This is a genomic window from Isoptericola sp. NPDC019482, from assembly GCF_040632295.1.
Lineage (GTDB): Bacteria > Actinomycetota > Actinomycetes > Actinomycetales > Cellulomonadaceae > Isoptericola.
The window spans coordinates 327,321-350,746 of the sequence record NZ_JBEYBQ010000001.1 but is presented as its reverse complement, the minus strand read 5'-3'; the positions used below and the strand labels follow the sequence as shown (position 1 = coordinate 350,746).

Genomic DNA, 23,426 nt, shown 5'->3' with positions numbered 1-23,426 from the left:
GCTCAGTCGGCGACCAGCGACTCCACGGTCGCCCTCGCGCCCAGCGTGTGCAGCGAGTCCAGAGCGGCGACGTACGCCTCCACGAACCGCGGCTCCGACGCCAGATCGCCGAACAGCTCCTCGTCGCGGACGAACACGAGCGGGTCCTCGCGGTTCCGCACCGCCGCGGCCTTGAGCCGGTCGGCGAGACGGTCCACGATCTCGATGGGCTCGCCCTGCTCGTCGACGGCCTCGTCGTACCGCGCCCAGGCGGCGACGACGGCCGCGGACCGGTGCACGTCGCCGCCGGAGGCGAGGTTCGCCCGGATCACCGGGACGAGCCACTTCGGGATGCGGTCGGACGACTCGGCGCACAGGCGGGCGAGGGTGTCGCGCACGTGCGGGTTGGCGAAGCGTTCGATCAGCGTGGCCTCGTACTCCTCGAGGTGCACGCCCGGCACGGGCAGCAGCGTCGGGGCGCCCTCGCGGGCCATGTAGTCGCGCAGGAAGCGCACGAACGTCTCGTCCGCGCAGACCTCGTGCGCGTACCGGTACCCGGCCAGGTAGCCGAGGTAGCACAGGGCCTGGTGGCTGGCGTTGAGGAGGCGCAGCTTCATCAGCTCGTACGGCTCGACGTCGTCGACGAGCTGCGCGCCGACCTTCTCCCACGCCGGGCGGCCCGCGGCGAACCGGTCCTCCACCACCCACTGCGTGAACGGCTCGGCGACGACCGGCCACGCGTCGTCGACCCCGAACCGCTCGGCCACCATGGCGCGGTCGTCATCCGTGGTGACGGGCGTGATGCGGTCGACCATCGAGTTGGGGAACGGCACGTGCTCCTCGATCCAGGCCGCCAGCTCCGGGTCCTTGAGGCGGGCGAACGCGGCGAACATCCGGTGCGCGACGTCGCCGTTGCCCTGGATGTTGTCGCAGCTCTGCACCGTGAACGGCGGGACGCCGCGGTCCCGGCGGCGGCGCAGCGCCTCGGTGACCAGGCCGAACGTCGTGGCGGACACGGCGCCGGGCTCCAGGTCGGCGCGCACGGCCGGGTCGTCGGCGTCGAACTCGCCCGTCACCGGGTGGACGTTGTAGCCGCCCTCCGTGACGGTCAGCGACACGATGCGGATCTCCGGGGAGGCCATCTTCTCCAGCACCGCCTCCGGGTCGTCCGGCGCGAGCAGGAACTCCACGATCGAGCCGATGACCCGGCCCTCGAGCGTGCCGTCGGGGTGCTTGAGCACCAGCGTGTACAGGCCGTCCTGCGCGGTGAGCGCGTCGCGCATGCGGGCGTCGTGGGGCAGCACGCCGACGCCGCAGATCGCCCAGTCGAGCGCCTCGCCGGCGTTCATCAGCCGGTCCAGGTACATCGCCTGGTGCGCGCGGTGGAACCCGCCCACACCGAGGTGCACGATCCCGGCGCGCAGGCGGCTGCGGTCGTACTGCGGGACAGCCAGGTCGTCGCCCGCGAGCGACGCCACGGTCTCGGCGCTGAGTGCGGTCATGGTGCGTCCTTGCTCCTCGGGTGCGGGAGTCACCAACGTAGCAAATGAGCACACGTTCCGTCACAAACGAGCAACAGCGCAGGTGGTGCCCCGGCGGTCCGAGCGGAGGGCGGAGAGCTCGTGGCTCCGCCCCTTTCGCGGGGTCAGCCCTTCAGCGCCACCGCGCGCCGGGCTGCCAGGATCTCGTGCACGTGGCGCGCGTCCCGCGGGTAGGTGCGGTAGAGCAGCGACAGGAACGCCGCGTTGACCAGCATGAGCACCACGAGGAACCACAGGAAGGCGCCCTGCATCCCGATGGCGACCGCCAGCTCCCCGCCGACGAAGGTGAAGAACGCCCAGCCCAGCGTCTCGAACACCGTGATGAAGATCGCGAACGCCTGGCCCCGCGACTCCGGCAGCACCACCGACGCGATGATCGGGCGGTTGACCGGCGCGTTCATCCCCTGCGCGACGGACATGAGGAACCAGAAGACGCCGTACACCACGATGCTGGTGTAGCCGAACTGGGTGCCGAAGAACGCCACGACGGCGAAGACCACCTGGGCGGCCTGCAGGAAGGCGACGCGGCCGACGGCAGGGAACCGGTCGTCGATGATCGGGAGCGCCCACCCGGATCCGAAGATCCCCACGAGGTACCCGACGCCCGCCGGGACGAGCACGATGGCCGAGGTGGCGTTGTCGAAGCCGCGGTCGGTCACGAGGAACTGGACCCCGAAGACCATGAAGAGCAGGTGCCCGGACATGAGCCGGGAGATCATCATGATCGTGTAGCTGCGGATCCGGAACAGGGCCAGCGAGGCCCGGAGGTTCTGCGCCCGGCGCACGCGGCCGCCCGTGGGCTCCGCCGGCGTGCTGTCGGACGCTCCCACGCCCGGGTCCTTGAAGAAGACGGCCTGCGCGACGCCGGCGACGATGCAGATCGCGCCCATCGTGACCAGCCCGTAGCGCCAGCCGTCGGGGCTGCGGGTGTACAGCGCCAGCACGGGACCCAGCAGGTTGCCCGTGGCGTTGACGATCCCGTAGAAGAACGCCGTCGCCTGCGCGCGCCGGCGGTCCTCGAAGCTGTCCATGATCACGGCGTTGGCGATGGGGGCGCCGCCGATGATCGACGCGCTCATGAGCGTGTTCAGGACGAGCAGCTGCAGGTAGCCGTCGGCGAACCCCGCGGCGATGCCGAAGACCCCTCCCAGGACCGACGTCGTCACGAGCACGAACTTGCGCGACGTCCGTCCCGCCAGCCAGGCCCACGCCGGGCCGGCCGGCGCGGACGCGAGCTTGGCGACGGCGGACAGCCGGCCGAGGTGGCTGCTGTCCAGGGCGAGGGACGCGGCGATGCTCGGGAACAACGTGCTGAGCATCCCGCCCTCGGTGGAGTCGACCACGGTCGCCCCGGTCAGGGTGAAGAGGTTGCGCCATCGGTGGGGTACCCGCGTCGGCGGGGCGGGCTGGGAGTCCGTGCCGGAGCTCACCGTGCTCGAGGAGGTCGTCATCGTCCGTCCTGGGGGTCGCGGGCCGCCGCGGGGGGCGGCCCTGGGTCAGTCGCGCGAGGCCGCCGTGGCGTCGTGCGTCGCGCGCGCGAGCTCGGCGTCGAGGGCGCGCAGCGTCGCCGCCGGCATCCGGGCGTGCGCGGCGAGGTCGAGCAGGCTCGTCGAGGCGGGGAGCGCGATCGTCTCCGTGGTGGTCAGCTCCGGCGCGTGCCGTTCGACGGCGGCACGGAGGGTCGGCGACTGGAGCAGCTCCGGCAGCGGCCGGCCGAGCAGGTCGGGGCGCGCGAGCTCGTCCACGGACGGCAGGGGCTCGGCCAGGGCGCGCGCACGGTCGGCGTGGAGGCGCACGTGCAGATGCTCGGGCCCGACCGCTCCGGCGGCCGGCAGGCCGAGGCGTGCGTACTGGCTCGCCGGCGCGTCACTCGCCCGCATGCGGTCCACGAGCAGCCGCGCCATGCGCAGCTCGACGTCGTCGTCGACCAGCAGGTGCTCCTGGGCCGGGTCCGCCTCCAGGTCGAACAGCAGCGTGCCGTGCGCGAACGGCCGCAGGCCGCGACCGGCCACGGGTACGCGCATCGTCGACAGGCCCTTGGTGAACGAGAACGGCGGCGCCTGCTCCCAGCCGGTCAGCTCGTCCACGGAGAACCGCGAGCGCATGTGGGTGGGCATGAGGGTGTAGTCCTCGAGCGGCGCGTTGGCCTCGGTCTCCGCGGCCCGCATGTAGACGTAGCGGCCATCGGTCACGTTGACGTGCCGCCCGTGGATGCCGAAGAGGGCGGCGTCACGGACCTCGCGGTCGTCCTCGAGGACCACCGACAGGTCGCTGCCCTGCATGTCGGCCGTCGGCTCGACGCCGAAGTAGCGCAGCACCGTCGGCGCGATGTCGATGGTCTGCGCGAGCGCGCCGCGGCGCGTGTCCCGGCCACCGGTGCGCGGGTCCCACAGGTACATCGGCAGGTGCACCAGCTCGTTGAACCACGGCTGCTCCGACTTGGCCCACCACCCGTGCTCGCCGAGCAGGAAACCGTGGTCCGTGTTGACGACGAGCATGGTGTCGTCCCACAGCTCGTGCGCGTCCATCGCGTCGAGGACCCGGCCCAGGGAGCGGTCGCACATCGACACCAGGGCCGCGTACTCGCGGCGCGCGTGGTCCACCTGACCTGCCGGCTCCGTGACCTTCTTGTACTCCGGCCAGTCGAAGCGCGGGCCCTCGTAGCGGTGCGGGTACAGGTCCTTGTACTTCTGGTGCGTGAAGAACGGCTCGTGCGGGTCGAACGTCTCGATCTGCAGCAGCCACCGGTCGGCGTCGGCGTTGGTCTCGAGGAAGTGCAGGCCGGCGTCGAAGGTGCGGGTCTGCGAGTGCTCGGCCTCGGTGGGCATGTAGCCGCGGTTCACCTCGTCCTGGCTCCGCATCCGCGACTCGGGCGCCGTGCGGCCGCTGCCGTCGACCACGCCCTTCCACGGGTCGCCCTCCTGCCCGCGGAAGAACTCCCACGTGGTGTACCGGGTGTGGTAGGTCGCCCCGCCGTCCTCCCAGTAGTGGGGGTGGTCAGACGTGAGGTGCGTGTGGACTCCGGAGTCCCGGAGCATCTGCGGCATCGAGTCGTCGAACGGCTCGAGCGGCCCCCACGACCGGTGCAGGAAGTTGTACCGGCCCGTGTGCATCTCCCGACGTGCCGGCATGCACGGCATCGAGCCCGCGTAGAAGTTGTCGAACGTGACCGCCTTCCGCGCCAGGCGCGCGAAGTTCGGGGCGTCCACGAACGTGTCGGCGTAGGGGCCGAGCATGTGCCGGTTGAGGCTGTCGAACATGACGATGATGGCGCGCACGGAGTCTCCTGCGAGGTGGTTGGGGTGCGGTCAGGCGTCGGGTCGCGCCCGCCCCGGGGATCAGCCCAGGCGGGCGGGAGGGGCGGGCTCCGCCGGCTCGACGTCCCCGGCGGCGAGCCTGGCCCGCAGCGCGATGCAGGCCTCGATGTGCGCGTCGACGGTCGACGCGCCCTTCACGTGCGACCACTCCGCCACGGTCGCCGCGAGCGCGGCGTCGTACGGGAGCGAGGTCTCGACGACGGTGCTGCGGTCCCGGTTCCGGTACCGAGCGACCTGCGCCTGCCGCGCCTCGATCTCGGTGTCGAGCAGCCGGAGCAGGTCGTCCCTGCCCATGAAGCCGGCGAACGTGAGCCGGACCCCGAGGTCCGGGTCGTCGTGGCGCGACGGCGGCAGGTACGGGCCGGTGAGCCAGTCGAGGAAGACCGTCTCCCCCTCGGCGGTCACCCGGTACGTCTTGGCGTCCCGGGCGCCGGGCCGCTCCTCGACGTCGTGCCGCACCCAGCCGCGGTCCTCCATCGACCCCAGGCAGCGGTAGACCTGGCTCATCTGGGTGTTCGACCGCATGAAGCGCCCGGAGGTGTCCATGAACTTCTTCAGGTCGTAGCCCGTCGACGGCCTGCGCAGCAGGACCCCGAGGAGGATGTTCTCGAGCTTCATCGCCGTTCCCTTCGCGCCACCGCGATGTGACGCCCCGTCCGACCATGCGACAAGTGGAATGGTCGAGACCATTCCACGAGTGGAATAGCCTGTCAACAGGACGCCGCGAAGGGGTCGTCCGCCTACGGCTGCGTCAGCGCGCGCAGGTGCTCGAGCGTCCCGTCGAACACGTTCATGTCGATGTGGTCCTCCGCGCCCTCGTAGCCGGGGAGGGTGTCGCGGTCGGAGTACTGCCAGAACTCCCAGTCGCGGCGCGGCAGGTCGGGGGTGGAGGCGACGGACCGGATCCACAGCGGGTAGCGGTCGTAGTCGTCGCCCAGGTAGTCCGCCCGGATCTGCTGGGTCGTGTAGAGGATCGGCGGCACGCCGTAGTGCTCCTCGAGCGCGTCGAGCATCGGGTCGAGGATGCCGCGCAGCTCGTCGACCGTCGGCGGGTCGGCGGCGAACTCGCCGTAGTACTCGACGTCGACGACGGGCGGCAGCGTGCCGCTCTCGGCGGGCACGACGTCGATCATGTGCGCCGCCTGGTCCGCGCCGGGGCTCTCGAAGCTGAGGAAGTGGTAGGCGCCGACGAGCAGGTCGGTGTCACCGGCGCCCGCCCAGTTCGCCGCGAACCGCTCGTCCACGTGCGAGGAGCCCTCCGTCGCCTTGATGAACGCGAAGTCCAGGTCCTGCGCCGCGAGGACCGGCCAGTCGATCTCGCCCTGATAGGCGGACACGTCGACGCCGCGCACGGCGTACCTGTCGGCGGCCAGACGGTTGGGCCAGAGCACCCCGTTCCACACGAGCAGGGCCAGCACGGCCAGCAGCACGACGACGGCCCCGGCGGTGATCCCGAGGACCCGCCAGGTCCGACGTCGTCCGGGCCGGCTCTCGCTCACCCGTCGATCCTGCCCGACGGCGGCGACCGGAGGCCAGCCGCCGCCGGTCCCGTTACCGCTGGGCCACGACGCGACGGGCAGCGGCCTCGACGCCGAGCAGCAGGTCCGCGGCCTTCTCCCCGATGACGATCGCCGGGGCGTTCGTGTGGCCGCGGATGATCGTCGGCATGATCGACGCGTCGGCCACGCGCAGCCCGGTGACGCCGCGCACCCGCAGCTCCTCGTCGACCACCGCGCCGTCGTCGGACCCCATGCGCGCCGTCCCGACGGGGTGGTACAGCGTGTGCGCGTGGTCGGCGAGCGCGACCTCGTCCCGCTCCGCGCGCGTCAGCTCCTCCCCGCCCGCCGGCTGCACGAACGCACCGGTCGTGACGTCGCGCAGGGCGGGCGTGACGAGCAGCTCCTCGCACAGGCCGAGACCGGCCAGGAGCGCCCGGCGGTCCCGGCCCTCCGGGTCGCTGAGGTACCCCGGGTCGATGAGCGGCTTCTCGAACGGGTCGCTGCTCGCCAGGGAGATCGTGCCGGTGCTCTCCGGCTGCACGAGGATCGCGCCGAGCGTCACGGCATGCCTGTCGCAGGCGACCAGCCCTTCGCCGACGAACCCCACCGGGGCGAAGATCAGCTCGACGTCGGGCAGCTCGTCCGCCGGGTCGGTCGACACGAACCCGTACGCCTCGCCGACGTTCGACGTCAGCATCCCGCGTCGGCGCGCCAGGTACTGCACGAGCTCCCGCGGCTTCTCCGCGAGGAACAGCGTGTCCTCGCGCGCCTCGACCGCCAGCACCGCCATGAGGTGGTCGCGCAGGTTCTTGCCCACCTCCGGGCTGTGCGCGACGACGGGGATCCCGAGGGCGGCGAGCTCGTCCCGGTCGCCGACCCCCGACAGCATGAGCAGCTGCGGCGTGTTGACCGCGCCGCCGGACAGCACGACCTCGCGGCGCGCCTGCGCCACCCGGGTCGCCCCGCCCTGCACGTACTCGACGCCCACGGCCCGCGTGCCGTCGAAGACGACGCGGGTGGCCTGCGCGTCCGTCACGACGGTGAGGTTGGGCCTCTTGCGGGCGGGCCTGAGGTACGCGTCGGCGGTGCTGAACCGGGACCCGCGGTGCTGGCTGACCTGGGTGCGGCTCACCCCCCGCTGGTCGCGGCCGTTCCCCGGCACGACGCGCAGCCCGGCCTGCTCGGCGGCCCGCAGGTAGGCGCTCGTGTGCGCGCTGGGGCTGCGCTGGTCCTCCACGTGCACGGCCCCGGCGCGGCCGGTCTCGTCGTCGTTGTCGCGCTCGACGCCGGGGGCCACGCGCTCGACCCGGTCGAAGTAGGGCCGCAGGCCCTTCCACGACCAGCCGGGGCCGGCCGCCTCGCCCCACGCGTCGTAGTCCTCGGGGAACCCGCGGACCCACATCATCGCGTTGATCGACGAGCACCCGCCGAGAACCTTGCCGCGCGGCCAGAAGACGCGCCGTCCGCCGAGGTGCTCCTGCGGTTCGGTGTCGTAGTCCCAGTCGACCTCGGAGCGGAACAGCTTGGAGAACGCGGCCGGGATGTGGATCTCCGTCTTGGTGTCCTTCGGGCCGGCCTCCAGCAGGAGGACGCTCACCGCGGGGTCGGCGCTGAGCCGGCCCGCGAGCGCCGCCCCGGCGGAGCCGGCGCCGACGACGACGTAGTCGTGGGGCGGCGTGGCCCGCTGGTCCCGGCTCATGCGGTCACCTCCGACGCGCGCAGGTCCTTGCGCAGGATCTTGCCGGACGCCGACTTGGGGACGACGTCGATGAACACGACCTCGCGCACCTTCTTGTACGGGGCGACACGCTCGGCGACGAAGGCCGTGACGTCATCGGCGGAGAGGTCCGCGCCGTCCTGGAGCACGACGAACGCCTTCGGCACCTCCTCGCCCTCGGCGTCGCGCGCGGCGACGACGGCCGCGTCCGCGATGCCCGGGTGGGTGAGGAGCAGCGCCTCGAGCTCCGCGGGAGCCACCTGGTACCCCTTGTACTTGATGAGCTCCTTGAGGCGGTCGACGACGGTGACGACGCCGTCGGGCGTCGCGGTGACGACGTCGCCGGTGTGCAGCCAGCCGTCGGCGTCGAGAGTGTCGGCGGTGGCCTGCGGGTTGCCGAGGTAGCCGACCATGATGTTCGGACCCCGCACCTGCAGCTCGCCGGGCGCGCTGACGCCCGACGTCGGGAGCGGGATCTCCTCCCCCGTCGCAGGGTCCACGATCCGGCACTCCACGTTGGGGACGGGGATGCCGATGCTCGACAGCGGCAGGTCGCCGGCGGCGGGCAGGAGCAGCGCCACCGGGCTCGTCTCCGTCATCCCGTAGCCCTGCCGCACCACGCACCCGAGGCGGCGGGCGACGGCGCCGCCGAGCTCCCCGTCGAGCGGCGCGGCGCCGGAGATGACCTCACGCACGACCGACAGGTCGTACCGGTCGACGAGCGGGTGCTTCGCGAGCGCGACGGCGACGGGCGGCGCGACGAACAGGAACGAGCAGCGCTCCTCCTGCGTGATGCGCAGGAACTCCGGCAGGTCGAAGCGGGGCATCGTGACGAGCGACGCCCGGGCACGCATCGCGAGGTTGAGCAGCACGGTCATGCCGTAGATGTGGAAGAACGGCAGCACCGCGAGCACGCGGTCGGCGGGGGTCACGTCGATCATGGCGGCGGTCTGGAGCACGTTGGCCACGAGGTTGCGGTGCGTGAGCATGACGCCCTTGGGCCGCCCGGTGGTGCCCGACGAGTACGGCAGCACCGCGAGGTGCGTGGCCGGGTCGACGGCGACGTCGGGCGCGGGCCGGGCCTCGGCGAGCAGGTCGGCCAGCGACTCGTGCCCGTCCGCGCCGTCGAGCACGACGACGCGGCCCGCGGGGAGTCCGGCGCGCTCGGCGCCGACGGCCGCGGCGGGCAGCAGCGGGGACACCGTGAGCAGCAGCGTCGCGCCCGAGTCGGTGAGCTGGGAGGCGACGTCGCCGCCGGTCGCGAGCGCGTTGATCGTCGTGACCGTGGCGCCGGCGCGCAGCGCGCCGTGGAACACCGGCACGAACGCGGGCACGTTGGGCGACAGCAGCGCGACGACGTCGCCCGGCCGGATCCCCCGGGCGGCGAGCGCCCCGGCGACGGCGTCGACCTGGTCGCGCAACGCGCCGTAGGTGGTGATGGCCCCGGACGGGCCGTCGATGATCGCCGGGCGCTCGAGGTCGGCGTCGGCGAGGTCGGCGAACAGCAGGTCGTACAGGGTGACGTCGGGGATGTCGACGTCGGGCAGCGGGCTGCGGAAGGGCATGGCGTCTCCTTTGACGGGCCAGGGAGGGAGTGCGGGGAGGGGCGGGGTCAGGCGCGGAACGCGGCGGCGAAGACGGACGGCATCGCGAGCCAGCCGGGCCGAGCCGCGAAGGCGGTGAGCCGACGGCCGGTCGTGGCTGCGCTGCGCGCCGTCACGAACCACGGCGGCTTGGGGAAGAGCGCGAGCTCGCCCCGGGCGACGGAGCGCGGGAACGGCCGGAACGGGCCGGTGACGACGGTGCGTTCCGTGGCGTCGAGGAGCAGGGCGTTGTGGACGACGCCGCGGCCGCTCTGGATGTCCGCGAGCGTGTGCCCGGGGTACGCACCCCAGGGCGCGGTCGCCGTGAGGTAGCCGACGCCGGTCCACGCGTTGACGCCGATCGTGCCGTAGCGCAGGTCGGCGATCGCCCGGTCGAAGCCGGCCCCGAGGGCCCTGCGGTCGTTCGGCGCGACGACGACGTTGGCGCCGAGCGTCCCGGCGAGCTCGTCGTTGGCGTGCGCGACGGCGGCGTCGAGGAACCGCTGCCCCGTGCCGGGCAGCTCGACGACGCCGAGCACGGGGGCGAAGTACTCGGTCCGCTCCACCGCCGCGCGCTCCGGGGCTGCCGCGTCAGGGCCGTGGCCGCCGGCGTTCCCGGTGAGGTCGACGAGCAGGCGACCGCCGTCCGGGCCGAGGCGGGTCGCGCCCGGGTAGGACGCCGCGGCGGACGCGAGGCGCGCGGCGCTGCCCGGGTACCAGGCCGGGCGGGCGGGGGCCCGGTCGAGCGCGTCCCGCAGCGCGGCGAGGAACGCATCCTTGAGCGGCCAGTCCCGGCTGACGATGACGACCTGCCCGGCGATGCAGTTGTAGCCGCCGTTGTGCAGCCGCATGGTCGCGACGTGCTCGGCCTGGTAGCGCAGGTCGTCGGCGGACCAGTCGCCGGGGACGACGACGACCGGCGCCACGCCGCCGAGCTCGCTGGTGATGTCCTTGTCGAGGACCGGCGTTCCCGCCGCCTTGCGCGCGCGGCCCTCGTCGCCGGGACCCCACACGATGGCGTCGTGCGTGACGGAGCTGCCGGTGATGTGGACGTGCGCGATGCCCGGGTGCCCGGTCAGGTAGGCGCCCGCGTCGGCTCCGCCGCGCACGATACGCAGCACACCGGCCTCGACCAGGGGCGCCAGGGCGGCGCGGAGCACCGGCTCGAGGTCGTCGAGCGTGGGGTTGAGCTTGAGCAGCGCGACCCGGTTGTGCGCGACCAGCTCGGACGCGACGTCGAGCGGCGCGATCGAGGTGATGTTGCCCGCGCCGAGCACGAGGCCCACACCCCCGGTGCGGCTCGGGTGGTGCTGCGCGAGCCCGGCGTGCGACCGCGCGGTGGACGCCGCGACGCCCGGCCGCAGCCAGACCTCCGCGCGGAACCCGTGCAGCAGGATCGCCTCGTGGGCGCTGTGCGGCAGCACGCGCACCGTGGTGCGGCCGCCGGGCGCCGTGCCGAACCGGGCCCCTGCGAGCGGGCTGCGCCGCTCGGCCAGCGCCTGGAGCGAGCGGGAGAGCTGAGCGAAGCCGGTCAGCGCCGGGTAGGGGCCGGAGATCCACTCCTCGCCCATGAGGGGCGAGTCGGGGGCCAGCCCCTTGATGCGGCCGGCGGTCGTGGCCCAGCGTTCAGCGTTCGCGGCGATCGTCGCGTGCGTGCGGGCGAGGAGGGCGGCGCGTGCCGCGAGGGAGGTGTCGGCCCAGCGGCGCTCGCCGGCCGCGAGCTCGTCGATCGCCGCGTCGAGGGCGGCGCGCTCCGTGTCGTCCAGGGTGGTGCGGTCGGCGGCGGCCGACGGCGATGCGCTCTCGGTGGTGGTCATGGATCTCCTTCGATCGTGCCTCGAGTGTGACCTCGGCACCGGTGTGGACTCCATGGGCGGCTGCCCCCTGTTGGCTGGGGAAGTTTGTGCAGCGGCACAAGAAACGCCCGGCCGCGGCCGGTAGCCTGGTCCGCATGACGATCCACGAGGGCGTGGCCGGGACCGCGCCGCTCCCGCCCGCCGGCGACCTGTTCCGCGAGCTGTTGGGGTCGGTGCCGACGGTCACCGACCGCGTCGTCGCGCAGATCCTGGCGGGCGAGCACGCCTACGCGGAGTCCGCCCTGCCGGTCGGCGCCCTGCACGCCGTCGTCGCCGTCAACATCGAGGCGCTCCTGCACAGCATGAGCGGCGAGCCGGACGACCTTCAGCCGGCCCGCGACGCCGGCCGCCTCAAGGCCGAGCATGGCATCCCGCTCGCCGGCCTCCTGCACGCCTATCGTCTGGCCGGGCTGGCCCTGTGGGACGAGATGGTCTCGAACGCCGCCTCCCGCCACCGGTCGGAGGAGCTGCTGCGCGCGTCGTCCGACGTCTGGGGCATCATCGACCGCTTCTCGAGCGTCGCGGCCGAGGCGTACCGCGACGTCGTCGACGAGCGCGACCGTCGCAACCAGCACGCCCGCAGCCTCATGCTGGTGTCCCTGCTCGACGCCGACACCCCGCTCCACGAGGCCACAGGGATCCTCCGGACGCTCGGCCTCCCCGAGCACGGCCACTACCTCGTCGTGTCCGCGGAGCTCGACCCGACCGGCGACGACCCCCTCCCCGACGTCGAGGCCCGGCTCCGTCAGCGGGGCGTGCGCTCCTCCTGGTCCACGTGGGGCGCCGAGCGCGTCGGCATCGTCGCGGCCCGCGCCGCGGCCGACCTCGCCGGCGCCGCGGACGTCGTCGACGCCTCCGCGACCGCACGCGTCGGCGTCTCCGGCGCTCTGCCGTCGGTCGCCGACGTCCGGCGCGGGCTGCGCGAGGCGCGCGTCGCGCTCGAGTGCGTCCCGCGCGGCACGGCGGGCTCGCACGCGTTCGGCGTCGCGCCCGTCGACGTCCTGCTGGTGACGCACCCCGAGCAGGCCGCCGAGCTGCGGTCCTCGGTGCTCGGCGCCCTCGCCGACTCCCCCGACCAGACCCATCTGCTCGACACGCTGGAGGCCTGGTTCCTCGCCGACGGCTCGACCGCCGAGGCCGCGCGGGCCCTGCACTGCCACCGCAACACCGTCGGCTACCGCCTCGGGCGCGTCCAGGAGCTCACCGGCCGCTCCGTCGCCCGCCCCGCGCAGGCCGCGGAGCTCTACGCGGCGCTCCGCGCGACTCGGCTCGGTGGCCTCACTTGATGCCGGTCGTGGCGATGCCGCGCACGAGGAACCGCTGACCGAAGAGGAACACGAAGAACACGGGCAGCAGGGACACGATCGACATCGCGAACATGGCTCCCCAGTTGCTCTCCCCCTGCGAGTCGACGAACAGCCGCAGGGCCACCGGCACGGTCATCATGTCCGTGTCGGTGAGGTAGATGAGGGCGCTGAAGAACTGGTTCCAGGTGCCGATGAACGTGAAGATCGCCGTCGTCGCGAGGGCCGGCGTCATCAGCGGCAGGATGATGCGCAGGAAGATCCGGGCGTGGCCGGCGCCGTCGATCCGGGCCGCCTCGTCCAGCTCCTTGGGCAACCCGCGGATGAACTGGACCATGAGGAAGATGAAGAACGAGTCGGTCGCCAGCATGTTCGGCCCGACCAGCGGCCAGAACGTGTTCACCATGCCGAGCTGGGAGAACAGCACGTACTGCGGCACGAGCGTGACGTGCCCCGGGAGCATGATCGTGATGAGCATGACCGCGAACAGGATCGTCCTGCCCGAGAACCGCATCCGCGCGAACGCGTAGGCCGCCATCGAGCACGAGACGAGCGTGCCGAGCACGGACCCGAGCACCACGACCGCCGAGTTCAGCATGTAGCGGCCGAAGGGGTGGCTGAGCGCGTTCCACCCGTCCGGGTAGTGCGACAGGTCGACGTCGCTGAGCCACAGGCCGGGCTGGCTGAAGATGAGGTCGTCGGGCCGCAGCGACGAGACCACCATCCACAGGAGTGGGTAGATCATCACGGCGCCCGTGACGATCAGCACGAGGTGCTTGAGGACGCTCCGCACGGGGCGCGAGGAGCGCCGCCGTCGCACCGCGACCGGCGCTGGCTCGGGTGCGGCAGGAGCCGTGTCGAGCTCTCGGGGGATGGTCTCAGTCATCGTAGTAGACCCAATACTTCGAGGCGATGAAGTTGACGGCCGTGAGGGCCCCGACGATGAGGACGAGCAGCCACGCCATCGCGGACGCGTAGCCCATCTCGAAGTCCTTGAACCCCGTGTTGTAGAGGTACATCGTGTAGAAGAGCGTCGAGTCGGACGGGCCGCCGATCCCGCCCGAGATGATGAACGCCTGCGTGAAGGACTGGAAGGCGCCGATCGTCTGCAGCACGATGTTGAAGAAGATGATCGGCGTGAGCATCGGCATCGTGATGCGCCAGAACTGCTTGGCCTTGGTGGCCCCGTCGACCGCGGCGGCCTCGTAGTACATGGTCGGGATCTGCCGCAGCCCGGCGAGGAAGATGATCATCGGCGACCCGAACGTCCACACGTGCAGCAGGATGATCGTGCCGAGCGCCGTGTCCGGGCTGGAGATCCAGCCCATCCCCTCGATGCCGAACAGCCCGAGCACCTGGTTGACCAGGCCGGTGGTGCCGAAGATCTGGCGCCACAGGATGGCGATGGCCACCGAGCCGCCCAGCAGCGACGGCAGGTAGAACACCGAGCGGTAGAACGACAGCCCGCGCATCCCCCGGTTGAGCGCCACCGCGATGAAGAGGGCGACGGCGAGCTGGAGCGGCACGCCCACGACGACGTACGTGAGGGTCACCTTGAGCGACTGGTGCAGGCGCTCGTCGCTCAGCATCCGGAGGTAGTTCTCCGCGCCGACCCAGTTGGGGTCCTCGAGCAGGTTGTAGTCCGTGAAGGACAGGTAGAACGACGCGATCATCGGGCCCGCCGTGATGATCACGAGGCCCAGGAGCCACGGGAGCAGGAAGACGAAGGCCGCCTTGTTGTCCCGGCGCGCCGCCTTCCGCTCGCGCGGGTCCACCGGGCGCCCGCCCCGCTTCAGCTTCGAGAGCTCGGTGATCGCGCTCATCCGGACGCGCCCGTGGGCGTCTTGGAACGATTCATCGCGTGGACCTCCTCGACCACGGAGCGCTGCGCTCCAGCGCGCAACTTTTGGGGTAACCGTTGACCACAGTATCGAACTCTTCGTAGTCTGGGAAGCGCCTTCCCGCTCGCCGACGCCGACCGTCGCGAGCCTTTCAGGGGATGGGCTGCTCGTACAGGGAGGTACGACCCCATGCAGAGACTCAACTTCAGGACGACCGTCGCGACGGCCACCGCAGGCCTCGTCGTGCTGACGGCGGCCAGTTGCGCCGTCGACCAGCCCGGCACCGACGCCGCCCCCTACGACCCCGACGAGGAGGTGACGATCACCTTCGCATGGTGGGGCGGGGAGGAGCGCAACCAGATCACCAAGGAGGCGATCGCGGGGTTCGAGGAGGACCACCCCAACATCACCGTCGAGACCCAGAGCAGCGACTTCGGCAGCTACTGGGACATGCTCGCGACGCAGGTCGCGGGCGGCGACGCCCCCGACCTGATCACGATGGGCGGCTCCTACCCCAGCGAGTACGCCGGCCGCGGCGCGCTGCTGGACCTCGGCACCGTGTCCGACTACCTCGACACCTCCAAGGTGCCGGCGGACACGCTCAAGATCGGCCAGATCGAGGGCAAGCAGTACACCGTCCCGTCCGGCGTCAACGCGCTGGCGACGTTCCTCAACCCGGCCGTCTTCGAGGAGGCCGGCGTCGAGCTCCCCGACACGTCGACGTGGACGTGGGACGACTTCGCCGCGATCACGCAGCAGATCTCCGACAATGGCCCGAAGGGCACCTACGGCACCGTGCCGTTCGCCAACTCCTCGCTGCTCGACGCCTGGGCGCACCAGCACGGCGAGGCGATCTTCGCCGAGGACGGCACCGTGGGCGTGAGCCCCGCGACCGTGTCGGCCTGGTTCCAGCTCTGGCTCGACGCCCAGAAGAACGGCGCCACCCCCGAGGCCAGCATCTTCGTGGAGGACTCGACGGCGGTACCCGAGCAGTCGCTGTTCGGCACCGGCAAGTCGGCGATCACCTTCGCGTGGAGCAACTTCAAGGCCGACGCGCTGGGCGACGCCGTCGTCGAGGCGAACCTGCCCGGCGAGGCCGAGGCGCGGGGCAACCGCGTCGGTTCCACGATGGAGTACGCCATCACCTCGAAGACCGAGCACCCCGAGGCCGCGGCGATGCTGCTCGACTACCTGATCAACGACCCGCGCGTGGTCGACGCGATCGGCACGGACCGCGGGGTCCCGGCGAACGAGGAGGTGCGCGACCACCTGCGCGGGAGCCTCACCACGGTGCAGCAGAAGGAGGTCGACCTCATCGACGAGATCACCGCCTCCGACGCGGGCGCCCGCATGCCCGCCCCCGAGGGCGCCAGCAGCACCGGGGACATCTTCACGCGGCTGATGCAGGACGTGCTCTTCGAGCGGACGACGCCGGACGACGCGGCCGAGCAGTTCATCTCCGAGGTCGAAGGCTCGCTGAAGTGACCGCCCCCGGCGTCGCCCTCGTCGGCGGCCACGGCTACGCGACCCGCCACCTGGAGCACCTGCGGAGCGCCGAGCGCTCCGGCCGGGCCCGGCTGCTCGGCGTCGCGGACCCTCGTCCACCCGAGGGCGACGCCGGCGGTGTCCCCTGGTTCGACTCGCTCGACGACCTGCTGGACTCCGGCGTCGAGCCCGACGTGGTGGTGGTCTCGACCCCGCCGCACACCCACGCCCCGCTCGCGCTGCGGGCGATCGCGGCCGGCGCGGACGTCTACGTGGAGAAGCCGCCGGTCGCCTCCTGGGCGCAGTACGTCGAGCTCGAGCGGGCGGCCCGCGAGTCCGGCCGCGTCGTGCAGGTCGGCTTCCAGAGCCTCGGCTCGGAGGCGCTCGCGATCATCGACGAGAGCCTCCGCGCCGGCGAGATCGGCGACGTCCTGGCCGTGGGCGCCGTCGGCACCTGGTCGCGCACGGTCGGCTACTACGACCGCTCCCCGTGGGCGGGCAAGCGCGTGCTCGACGGCGTCGACGTCGTGGACGGCGTGGCGACCAACCCGCTCGCGCACGCCGTCGTCACGGCGCTGCGCCTCGCGGGCGCCCGGCGCGCGGACGACGTGCTCGACGTCGACGCCGACCTGTACCACGCGCACGCGATCGACGCCGACGACACCTCCGTCGTCCGCGTCCGCACGACGAGCGGCGTCGCCGTGACCCTCGGCCTGACGCTGTGCGCGCGGAAGCAGACGGCGCCGGTGATCCGCGTGCGCGGCACCCGCGGCACGATCGAGCTGAGCTACACCACCGACGAGCTCACCATCGACGGCGTCGGCGGGCGACGCGTCCTCACCACCGGCCGTGCGCACCTGCTCGACGACCTGCTGGACCATCGCCTGAACAAGCACCGCGCGACCGGCGCGGCGCTCCTCAGCCCGCTGGCCGACTCCGGCGCCTACATGCGCGTGCTCGAGGCCGTGCGCGTGGCCGACGCGCCCCGGCAGATCCCCGCGGACGCCGTGACGTGGACCGGCGACGGCCGCGACCGCCGGCCCGTCGTGCACGACGTCGAGGCGATCCTCGCGCGGGCCGTCACGGCGCAGGCGACGCTCGCCGAGCTGGGCGTGCCGTGGGCCCGGGCGCTCCCCGCGGCCGACGTGCTCGACGTCGGCGGCGTGCCGGTCGCCGAGCTCCGTGACGGCGACGTGGCGCCGATCCTCTCGCCGCGGCCCTACCTGCACCCCGTCTCCACCCTCGACGGCGTGGTCGTGACCGACCACCTGCCGGCCGACCACGCCTGGCACCTCGGCGCGGGCATGGCGATCCAGGACGTGGACGGCACCAACCTCTGGGGCGGCCGCACGTTCACGGTCGAGGACCGCGAGTACGTGTGGCGGCACGACCACGGGCACGTGCGCGTCGACCGGCACTCGCGCGAGGGCGGCGTCGCCGAGCAGGAGCTCACCTGGTGCGACCCGGCGGGCGCCGCCCTGCTGACGGAGCACCGCCGGTGGGAGGCTTCCCCCTCCCCCGACGGCTGGTGGCTCGACCTGCGGACCGAGCTCCGCAGCGCCACCGGCTCCCCGGTCTCGCTCGGCGGCCCTGGCAGCAACGGCCGGGCCGGCGGCGGCTACGGCGGGTTCTTCTGGCGCGTCGCGCCCTGCACGGACGTCCACGTGCGGACCGCGGACGCCGACGGCGAGCCGGGCGTGCACGGCTCCACGTCGCCGTGGCTCGCCTGGACGGCCGAGTTCGCCGCGGGGCCCGCGACGCTCGTCTTCGTCGCCGCGCACGACGACGACGCGGACCCCTGGTTCGTCCGCTCCGCCGGCTACCCCGGCGTCGGGCTCGCGCTCGCGTGGGACCGCCGCACCACCGCGCCCGTGGACGAGCCCCTGCGCCGCCGCGTCCGCATGCTGGTCGCCGACGGCGTCCTCGACGACGAGCGCGTCGCGCGGCTCGCCGCCGGCGCCCTCGCACACGACCCCTGCCCCGCCCCGCTCCCCGCCTGAAGGACCACGTCTTGCCCTCGTCGCCCGCCATCGACCGACGCGCGCTCGTGCGCCGGCACCACGTCGAGCAGACCACCCTGGACCCCCGCAGCCCCGTGACCGTCGGCAACGGCGAGCTCGGTTTCACCGTCGACCTCACCGGACTGCAGTCGATGCCCGGCGAGTACCCGGTGCACAGGCGGGGCCACGAGCCCGACCGCGACGTCCCGGGCACGCTCCTGGGTACGCAGTCGCAGTGGGCCTGGCACTCGATCGCCGGCGAGCGCGAGTACTCGCTCGAGGAGACCACGCGGCGGTACGAGGTCGACGGCCGGCTCGTGCCGTACGTCGAGGAGAGCCCCCGGGGCACCCCGGGGTACGACGCCAACCGGTGGTTCCGGGCCAACCCGCACCGCCTCGACCTCGGGCGCGTCGGCTTCGTCGCGGTCTCCGACGACGACGGCGACGACGGCGACGGCGACAGCGACGGCGGGCGGCTCGCCGCGCTGCGCCCCGGCGACCTCGCCGACACCCGCCAGGTGCTCGACCTGTGGTCGGGGACGGTGGACAGCGCGTTCTCCCACCGCGGCGTGCCCGTCCGGGTGCTGACCGCCGTCCACCCGACGCGGGACCGGATCGGCGTCACCGTCGCGTCCGCCCGTGCTGCCGGGCTCGCGATCGCCGTCGACTTCCCCTACGGCTCGTCGGACTGGCACAACGCCGCCGACTGGGACTCCCCCGGCGCCCACACCACGACCGTGACGGCCGCGGGTGGCGGGTGGGTCGTGGAGCGGACGCTCGACGACTCGACGTACCGGGTGCACGTCGTCGCGACCGGCGCGGAGCTGGAGCACGTCGCGCCGCACCGCGTCGTCCTGCGGCCCACGGCGGACGACGTGGACGTCGTCGTCGAGCTCACCACGGACGGGCAGGGCGACATGGTGGCGCTGACCTCCCGGGCCGGGCACGCGGACACCGCGACGACGGCGGGCGACGCGCGCGAGGTGCACCGGGCGAGCGCCGCGCACTGGCAGCGCTTCTGGGAGTCCGGCGCGGCCCTCGAGCTCGCCGGGACGGACGACCCCCGCGCCCGGGAGCTCGAGCGGCGCGTGGTGCTGTCGCAGTACGTCACGGCCGTGAACAGCGCGGGGTCCCTCCCGCCGCAGGAGACCGGCCTGGTGTGCAACTCGTGGCGCGGCAAGTTCCACCTCGAGATGCACTGGTGGCACGCCGCGCACTTCCCGATGTGGGGACGACCGGAGCTGCTCGAGCCGAGCCTCGGCTGGTACCGGCACGCCCTGCCGCTGGCCCGGGACACCGCGCGCGCCCAGGGCTACGCGGGGGCGCGCTGGCCCAAGCAGCTCGGCTCCGTGCTGCGCGAGACGCCCAGCTCGATCGGCGTCCACCTCGTGTGGCAGCAGCCCCACGTCGTCTACCTCTCCGAGCTCGTCCACCGGGTCACCGGGGACGACGCGTTCCTGCGCGAGCAGGCCGAGGTCGTCTTCGCCTCGGCGGAGTTCATGGCCGACTTCGCCCAGGCGGGTCCGGACGGGTTCACGCTCGGCCCTCCGCTCGTGCCCGCGCAGGAGAGCTACGCGGGCGAGCGGGCCCGCCTGTCGAACCCGCCGTTCGAGCTGGCCTACTGGCGCTGGGCCCTGCGCACCGCCAACGCGTGGCGCGAGCGGCTGGGCCTGGAGCCCGAGGAGCGGTGGGCCGCGGTCGCCGAGGGCATGACGGCGCCGCACGTGCGCGACGGCGTCTACACCGGCGTCGACGTCGAGCCGTTCACCATCCGCACCGACCACCCCTCGATGCTCGGGGCGCTGGGCATCGTCCCCGACGTCGGGCTGATCGACGCCGACGTCATGCGCGCCACCTATCTGGACGTGCTGCGCGACTGGGACTGGTCGTCCACCTGGGGCTGGGACTACCCCATGATGGCGATGACCGCGACGCGCATCGGCGAGCCCGGCTGGGCGGTCGACGCCCTCATGGACGTGGCGGGCAAGAACGTCGTGCTGCCGAACGGCCACAACCACCAGACGGACTCGCTGCCGCTGTACCTGCCCGGCAACGGCGGCCTGCTCGCCGCCGTCGCGCTCATGGCGCGCACCCACCTCGACGGCGGGGCGGGGTTCCCCTCCGGCTGGGACGTCCGGCTGGAGGGGTTCCCCGCCACGGTCTGACCCCTCGCGGTCAGACCGTGGCCGGTCACCTCACGGCGCCCCCGGCAGGGTGCGCGCGAGCAGCGGCGCGGAGGGCTCCGACGTGCCCGCCGCGTTCACGGCCACCACCCGGTACGTGTACGCGGTGCCGGGCTCGAGGTCGCGGTCGTAGGTGGTGTGCACCTTCGCGCTGCCGACCTCCTGCGGCTCGCCGCCCGCCTCGGACCGCAGCACGCGGTACTCGGTCGCGCCGCCGCCCGACGTCCACACCAGCCCGGTGAACGTGGCGCCCTGGCGCCCCACGCGCAGGCCGGTGGGCGGCGCGGGCACGGGCAGCGCGACGGCGACGGACCCGCTCCGTTCCGACTCACCCAGCTCGTTCACCGCCGTGACGACGTAGTCGTAGGACGCCACCGACGCGCTGATCCCGTCGTCGGTGTACCCCGGCTCGGTAGTGGTGCCGACCAGGGCGTACTCGCCCCCGCCGTCCCGCCGGTAGACCCGGTAGGTCTCGGCGCCCGGCTCGGGCGCCCACCCCAGCGTGACCTCCGTGGCCGACGTCTCCAGGGCCTGGACCTGCCCCGGCGCCACGACGGGGTCGAGCGGTCCGCCCGTCGTGGCGGCGACCGGGACGGAGCGCTCCGACTCCCCGCCCGGCGAGAACGTCGTGACGGCGTAGCGGTACGACGACGACGGCTCCACGGCGGCGTCGGTGAACCCGGGGTGCGGCACGTGTGCGAGCAGCTCGAACGCGCCGCCGTCCGCGGGCGCACGGTAGACGCCGTACGCCGTGGCGCCGTCGACGGCGGACCACCCGAGGTCGACCGAGTAGCTCCGCTCGGCGGTGACGGCGGCGTCGCCGGGGGCGGGCGCCGTCGTCGTGCCCGAGGTCACCAGCGCGTTCACGTCGTCCGACGCGCCCGAGGCGCCGCCCGGCCCGACCGCCGTCACCTGGTACCGGTACGGCACGCCGGCCTCGACGTCGGCGTCCCGGAACGACGTGTCGGCGGTGCTGCCGACGACCCGCATCGCGGGCTCGGACGCCGACGCCCGGGCGACCAGGTAGGCGGTCGCGCCGTCGGACCCCGTCCAGGACAGCTCGACCCCGAGGTCTCCCGCGGCCCCCGAGGGCTCCGCGGCGAGGTCCTCCGGGGCGGCGCCCACGGGCTCGTTCCCGCCCGGCACCGGGTCCACGGCGACGAAGTAGTTGAGCACCGTGCCGCCCGCGTTGGCGCCGGTCACGACGTGCGACCCGGCGGCGAACCGTGCCTTGAAGAGCTTCCACGACCCGCCGTGGTCGTCGCCCACGGTGAGGTCCGTGGCCTCGTAGCCGCCGGTCAGCCACGCCGGGCGCGGCGAGATGCGCGTGTCGTGCGCGACCCAGACGTCGGCGTCCACGGGAAGGTAGAAGGAGAGCAGGTCGTCGTTCGTGGCGGCACGCGACGCGACGGCCGACCGGACCCATTCGAGCCCCTGGATCTCCGACGGCACGTCCGTGAACCGGTAGGCCTTGCTGCCCGTCATCCGGTCCCCGGCGACGAAGTCGCCCACCTGGAGGTCCTGCTGGATCGACCACAGCGCGGCGTTGGCGGCGCCGGTGCTGCTCGAGTCTGTGACGACGGCGCTGCGGATCGCGTCGCCCTCCAGCGGCGCCGCCGGCACGACCTCCGGGGCCTCGGGCGCCGGCGGCTCGAAGACGTCGCCGGACCACTCCACCGGCGTCATCGGGTACCCCTTCGGGAAGCCCGGCGCCGCGAGCTCGTTCAGGTACTCCTCGAGGTTGGTGTACCGGTCGCGGTCGTCGTCGCCGTTGCGGTCCGCGGGGTCGGTGGGGTCGAGCCCCCGCGCGAGCTCCCACTCGTCGGCCATGCCGTCCCGGTCGGCGTCCGTCGCCGGGGTGCCCTCGTCGAGCGTGGGGTAGCCGCCGACGTCCGACTCGTCCCCGATGATGGCGCCGGTCTGGTGGCGCACCTCGTCGACGACGCGCGCGTCCACCGCGTCGCGCGCGACCGACGCGCCGGCGTGGTCGAGCGTCAGGTCGAGCGCGCGGCGGGGGCTCTGGGTGTGCACCGGCGGGTACGCGAACCGCTCGTCCACCCGGACGGCGGGGCGGGCGGCCTCGATCATCCCCGAGCCCGTGTTGCGGCCGTTCAGCACGCCGTCGCGGTTGCTGTCGATCCGGTTGTCGTCGAGGAAGACCTGGTAGTTCTCGTTGCCCCGCACGACCGCCTCGGTGGGGTTCGCGGAGTTCACGCCGGCGACGAAGTAGTTGCCCACGACGTTGCCGTACCCCTTGGTCCCGGACTCGCCGCCGGCCACGTAGGGGAAGTCGCCCCAGTTGTAGACGACGTTGTTCACGAAGTCCATGACGCCCTTGGTCTTCGGGTTCCGGTCGTTGTTGTGGGCGTAGAGGTTGTGGTGCATCGAGATGGTGTTCATCTCGACGAGCCCGCCCATGGAGTGGGTCAGGCGGCCCTCCGACATGATCGACCACTGCACGGTGATGTTCTTCGAGCGCGGGTTCTCGTAGTCCTTGCTCTTGATCGAGAGGACCTCGTCGCCCGCCCAGGAGAACGACGAGTGGTCGACGATGACGTCCTGCGAGTCCTCGATGTACATCGCGTCGTCCGTGGAGGCCGAGCCCAGCCGGAAGCGCATGTTCCGGATGACGATGTCGCTGCTCTCGACGAACCGGACCGTGTTGCCCTTGATCGTCACGCCGTCGCCGGGCGCCGTCTGGCCGGCGATCGTGATGCCGTGCTTGTCGCGCGCCACGATCTGCGGGATGGTCACGTCCCCCGCGACGTCGAAGACGATCGTGCGCGGGGCGTCGCCCGCGGTGGTGAGCGCGTCGTGGAAGGTGCCCGGCCCCGTGAGCTCCTTGCTCGTGACGTGGTAGACCTCCCCGCCCCGGCCGCCCGTCGCGGCGTACCCGAACCCCTCCGCCCCGGGGAACGCCGGCAGGGCGTCGTCGCCCGCCGACGCCGGCGCCGCGGGGACCGCGACGGCCAGCGCGGCCGCCACTCCGGCCGCGGCTGCCACCGCGGATCGTGCTCCAGACCGTCGTGCCCTCATCGTCCGTACCTCTCTGTACGTGCGCAACATTGTGGGAATGCGGTTTCCTGAATGTAGCGCCGACGGTTGTGCTCGTCAACAGGAA

Annotated in this window: 15 protein-coding genes; 4 read left to right on the top strand and 11 right to left on the bottom strand. The window is 73.0% G+C overall.

The genetic code is table 11. The features are described 5' to 3' along the window. Positions 1-2 precede the first annotated feature (2 nt). The 8 genes from ABZ493_RS01540 to ABZ493_RS01505 all read right to left on the bottom strand — a co-directional run bounded on the left by ABZ493_RS01540 (position 3) and on the right by ABZ493_RS01505 (position 11,453). Positions 3-1,481 (bottom strand): mannitol dehydrogenase family protein, encoded by a 1,479-nt coding sequence (locus ABZ493_RS01540; protein WP_430580411.1) that lies wholly within the window; start codon positions 1,479-1,481, stop codon positions 3-5. Positions 1,482-1,624: 143 nt separating this feature from the next. Next, the gene (locus ABZ493_RS01535) at positions 1,625-2,971 is read right to left on the bottom strand and encodes an MFS transporter (protein WP_430580410.1); all 1,347 of its coding nucleotides are present in this window, start codon (positions 2,969-2,971) and stop codon (positions 1,625-1,627) included. Positions 2,972-3,016: 45 nt separating this feature from the next. Beyond that, on the bottom strand, positions 3,017-4,798 hold the full coding sequence (locus ABZ493_RS01530; RefSeq protein ID WP_430580409.1) for a sulfatase: 1,782 nt from the start codon (positions 4,796-4,798) through the stop codon (positions 3,017-3,019). Between the two features lie 60 nt (positions 4,799-4,858). Further along, positions 4,859-5,455 (bottom strand): PadR family transcriptional regulator, encoded by a 597-nt coding sequence (locus ABZ493_RS01525; protein WP_430580408.1) that lies wholly within the window; start codon positions 5,453-5,455, stop codon positions 4,859-4,861. 122 nt (positions 5,456-5,577) lie between these two features. After that, complete coding sequence (locus ABZ493_RS01520; protein ID WP_430580407.1) at positions 5,578-6,336, bottom strand: GH25 family lysozyme; 759 nt, start codon at positions 6,334-6,336, stop codon at positions 5,578-5,580. Between the two features lie 52 nt (positions 6,337-6,388). After that, on the bottom strand, positions 6,389-8,035 hold the full coding sequence (locus ABZ493_RS01515) for a GMC family oxidoreductase N-terminal domain-containing protein (protein WP_430580406.1): 1,647 nt from the start codon (positions 8,033-8,035) through the stop codon (positions 6,389-6,391). Further along, complete coding sequence (locus ABZ493_RS01510) at positions 8,032-9,618, bottom strand: AMP-binding protein (protein ID WP_430580405.1); 1,587 nt, start codon at positions 9,616-9,618, stop codon at positions 8,032-8,034. The genes ABZ493_RS01515 and ABZ493_RS01510 overlap by 4 nt, the downstream gene beginning before the upstream one ends. Before the next feature lie 47 nt (positions 9,619-9,665). Then, complete coding sequence (locus ABZ493_RS01505; protein WP_430580404.1) at positions 9,666-11,453, bottom strand: aldehyde dehydrogenase family protein; 1,788 nt, start codon at positions 11,451-11,453, stop codon at positions 9,666-9,668. 134 nt (positions 11,454-11,587) lie between these two features. On the opposite strand from ABZ493_RS01505, the gene ABZ493_RS01500 reads away from it, so the two are divergent. Continuing rightward, a complete protein-coding gene (locus tag ABZ493_RS01500) occupies positions 11,588-12,778 on the top strand; it encodes a helix-turn-helix domain-containing protein (RefSeq protein WP_430580403.1) in 1,191 nt (396 codons plus the stop codon). On the opposite strand, the gene ABZ493_RS01495 is transcribed toward ABZ493_RS01500, so the two are convergent. Both ABZ493_RS01495 and ABZ493_RS01490 read right to left on the bottom strand, forming a co-directional pair. After that, positions 12,771-13,682 (bottom strand): carbohydrate ABC transporter permease, encoded by a 912-nt coding sequence (locus tag ABZ493_RS01495; RefSeq protein WP_430580402.1) that lies wholly within the window; start codon positions 13,680-13,682, stop codon positions 12,771-12,773. The two genes, ABZ493_RS01500 and ABZ493_RS01495, sit on opposite strands and share 8 nt — an antisense overlap. Next, positions 13,675-14,619, bottom strand: coding sequence for a sugar ABC transporter permease (locus ABZ493_RS01490; RefSeq protein WP_430580401.1), 945 nt, complete (start codon positions 14,617-14,619; stop codon positions 13,675-13,677). The genes ABZ493_RS01495 and ABZ493_RS01490 overlap by 8 nt, the downstream gene beginning before the upstream one ends. 207 nt (positions 14,620-14,826) lie before the next feature. On the opposite strand from ABZ493_RS01490, the gene ABZ493_RS01485 reads away from it, so the two are divergent. The 3 genes from ABZ493_RS01485 to ABZ493_RS01475 are packed head-to-tail and all read left to right on the top strand — an operon-like array spanning position 14,827 to position 20,287. After that, complete coding sequence (locus ABZ493_RS01485) at positions 14,827-16,122, top strand: sugar ABC transporter substrate-binding protein (RefSeq protein WP_430580400.1); 1,296 nt, start codon at positions 14,827-14,829, stop codon at positions 16,120-16,122. After that, positions 16,119-18,122: a DUF6807 family protein gene (locus ABZ493_RS01480; protein ID WP_430580399.1), complete on the top strand. Its 2,004-nt coding sequence runs from the start codon at positions 16,119-16,121 to the stop codon at positions 18,120-18,122. Before ABZ493_RS01485 ends, ABZ493_RS01480 begins: the two co-directional genes overlap by 4 nt. Before the next feature lie 11 nt (positions 18,123-18,133). Then, entirely contained in the window at positions 18,134-20,287 is a 2,154-nt protein-coding gene (locus ABZ493_RS01475) for a hypothetical protein (protein ID WP_430580398.1), read from the top strand. 30 nt (positions 20,288-20,317) lie between these two features. Here the strand turns inward: ABZ493_RS01475 and ABZ493_RS01470 are convergent, their stop codons facing one another. Beyond that, entirely contained in the window at positions 20,318-23,308 is a 2,991-nt protein-coding gene (locus ABZ493_RS01470) for a fibronectin type III domain-containing protein (protein ID WP_430580397.1), read from the bottom strand. Positions 23,309-23,426 lie beyond the last annotated feature (118 nt).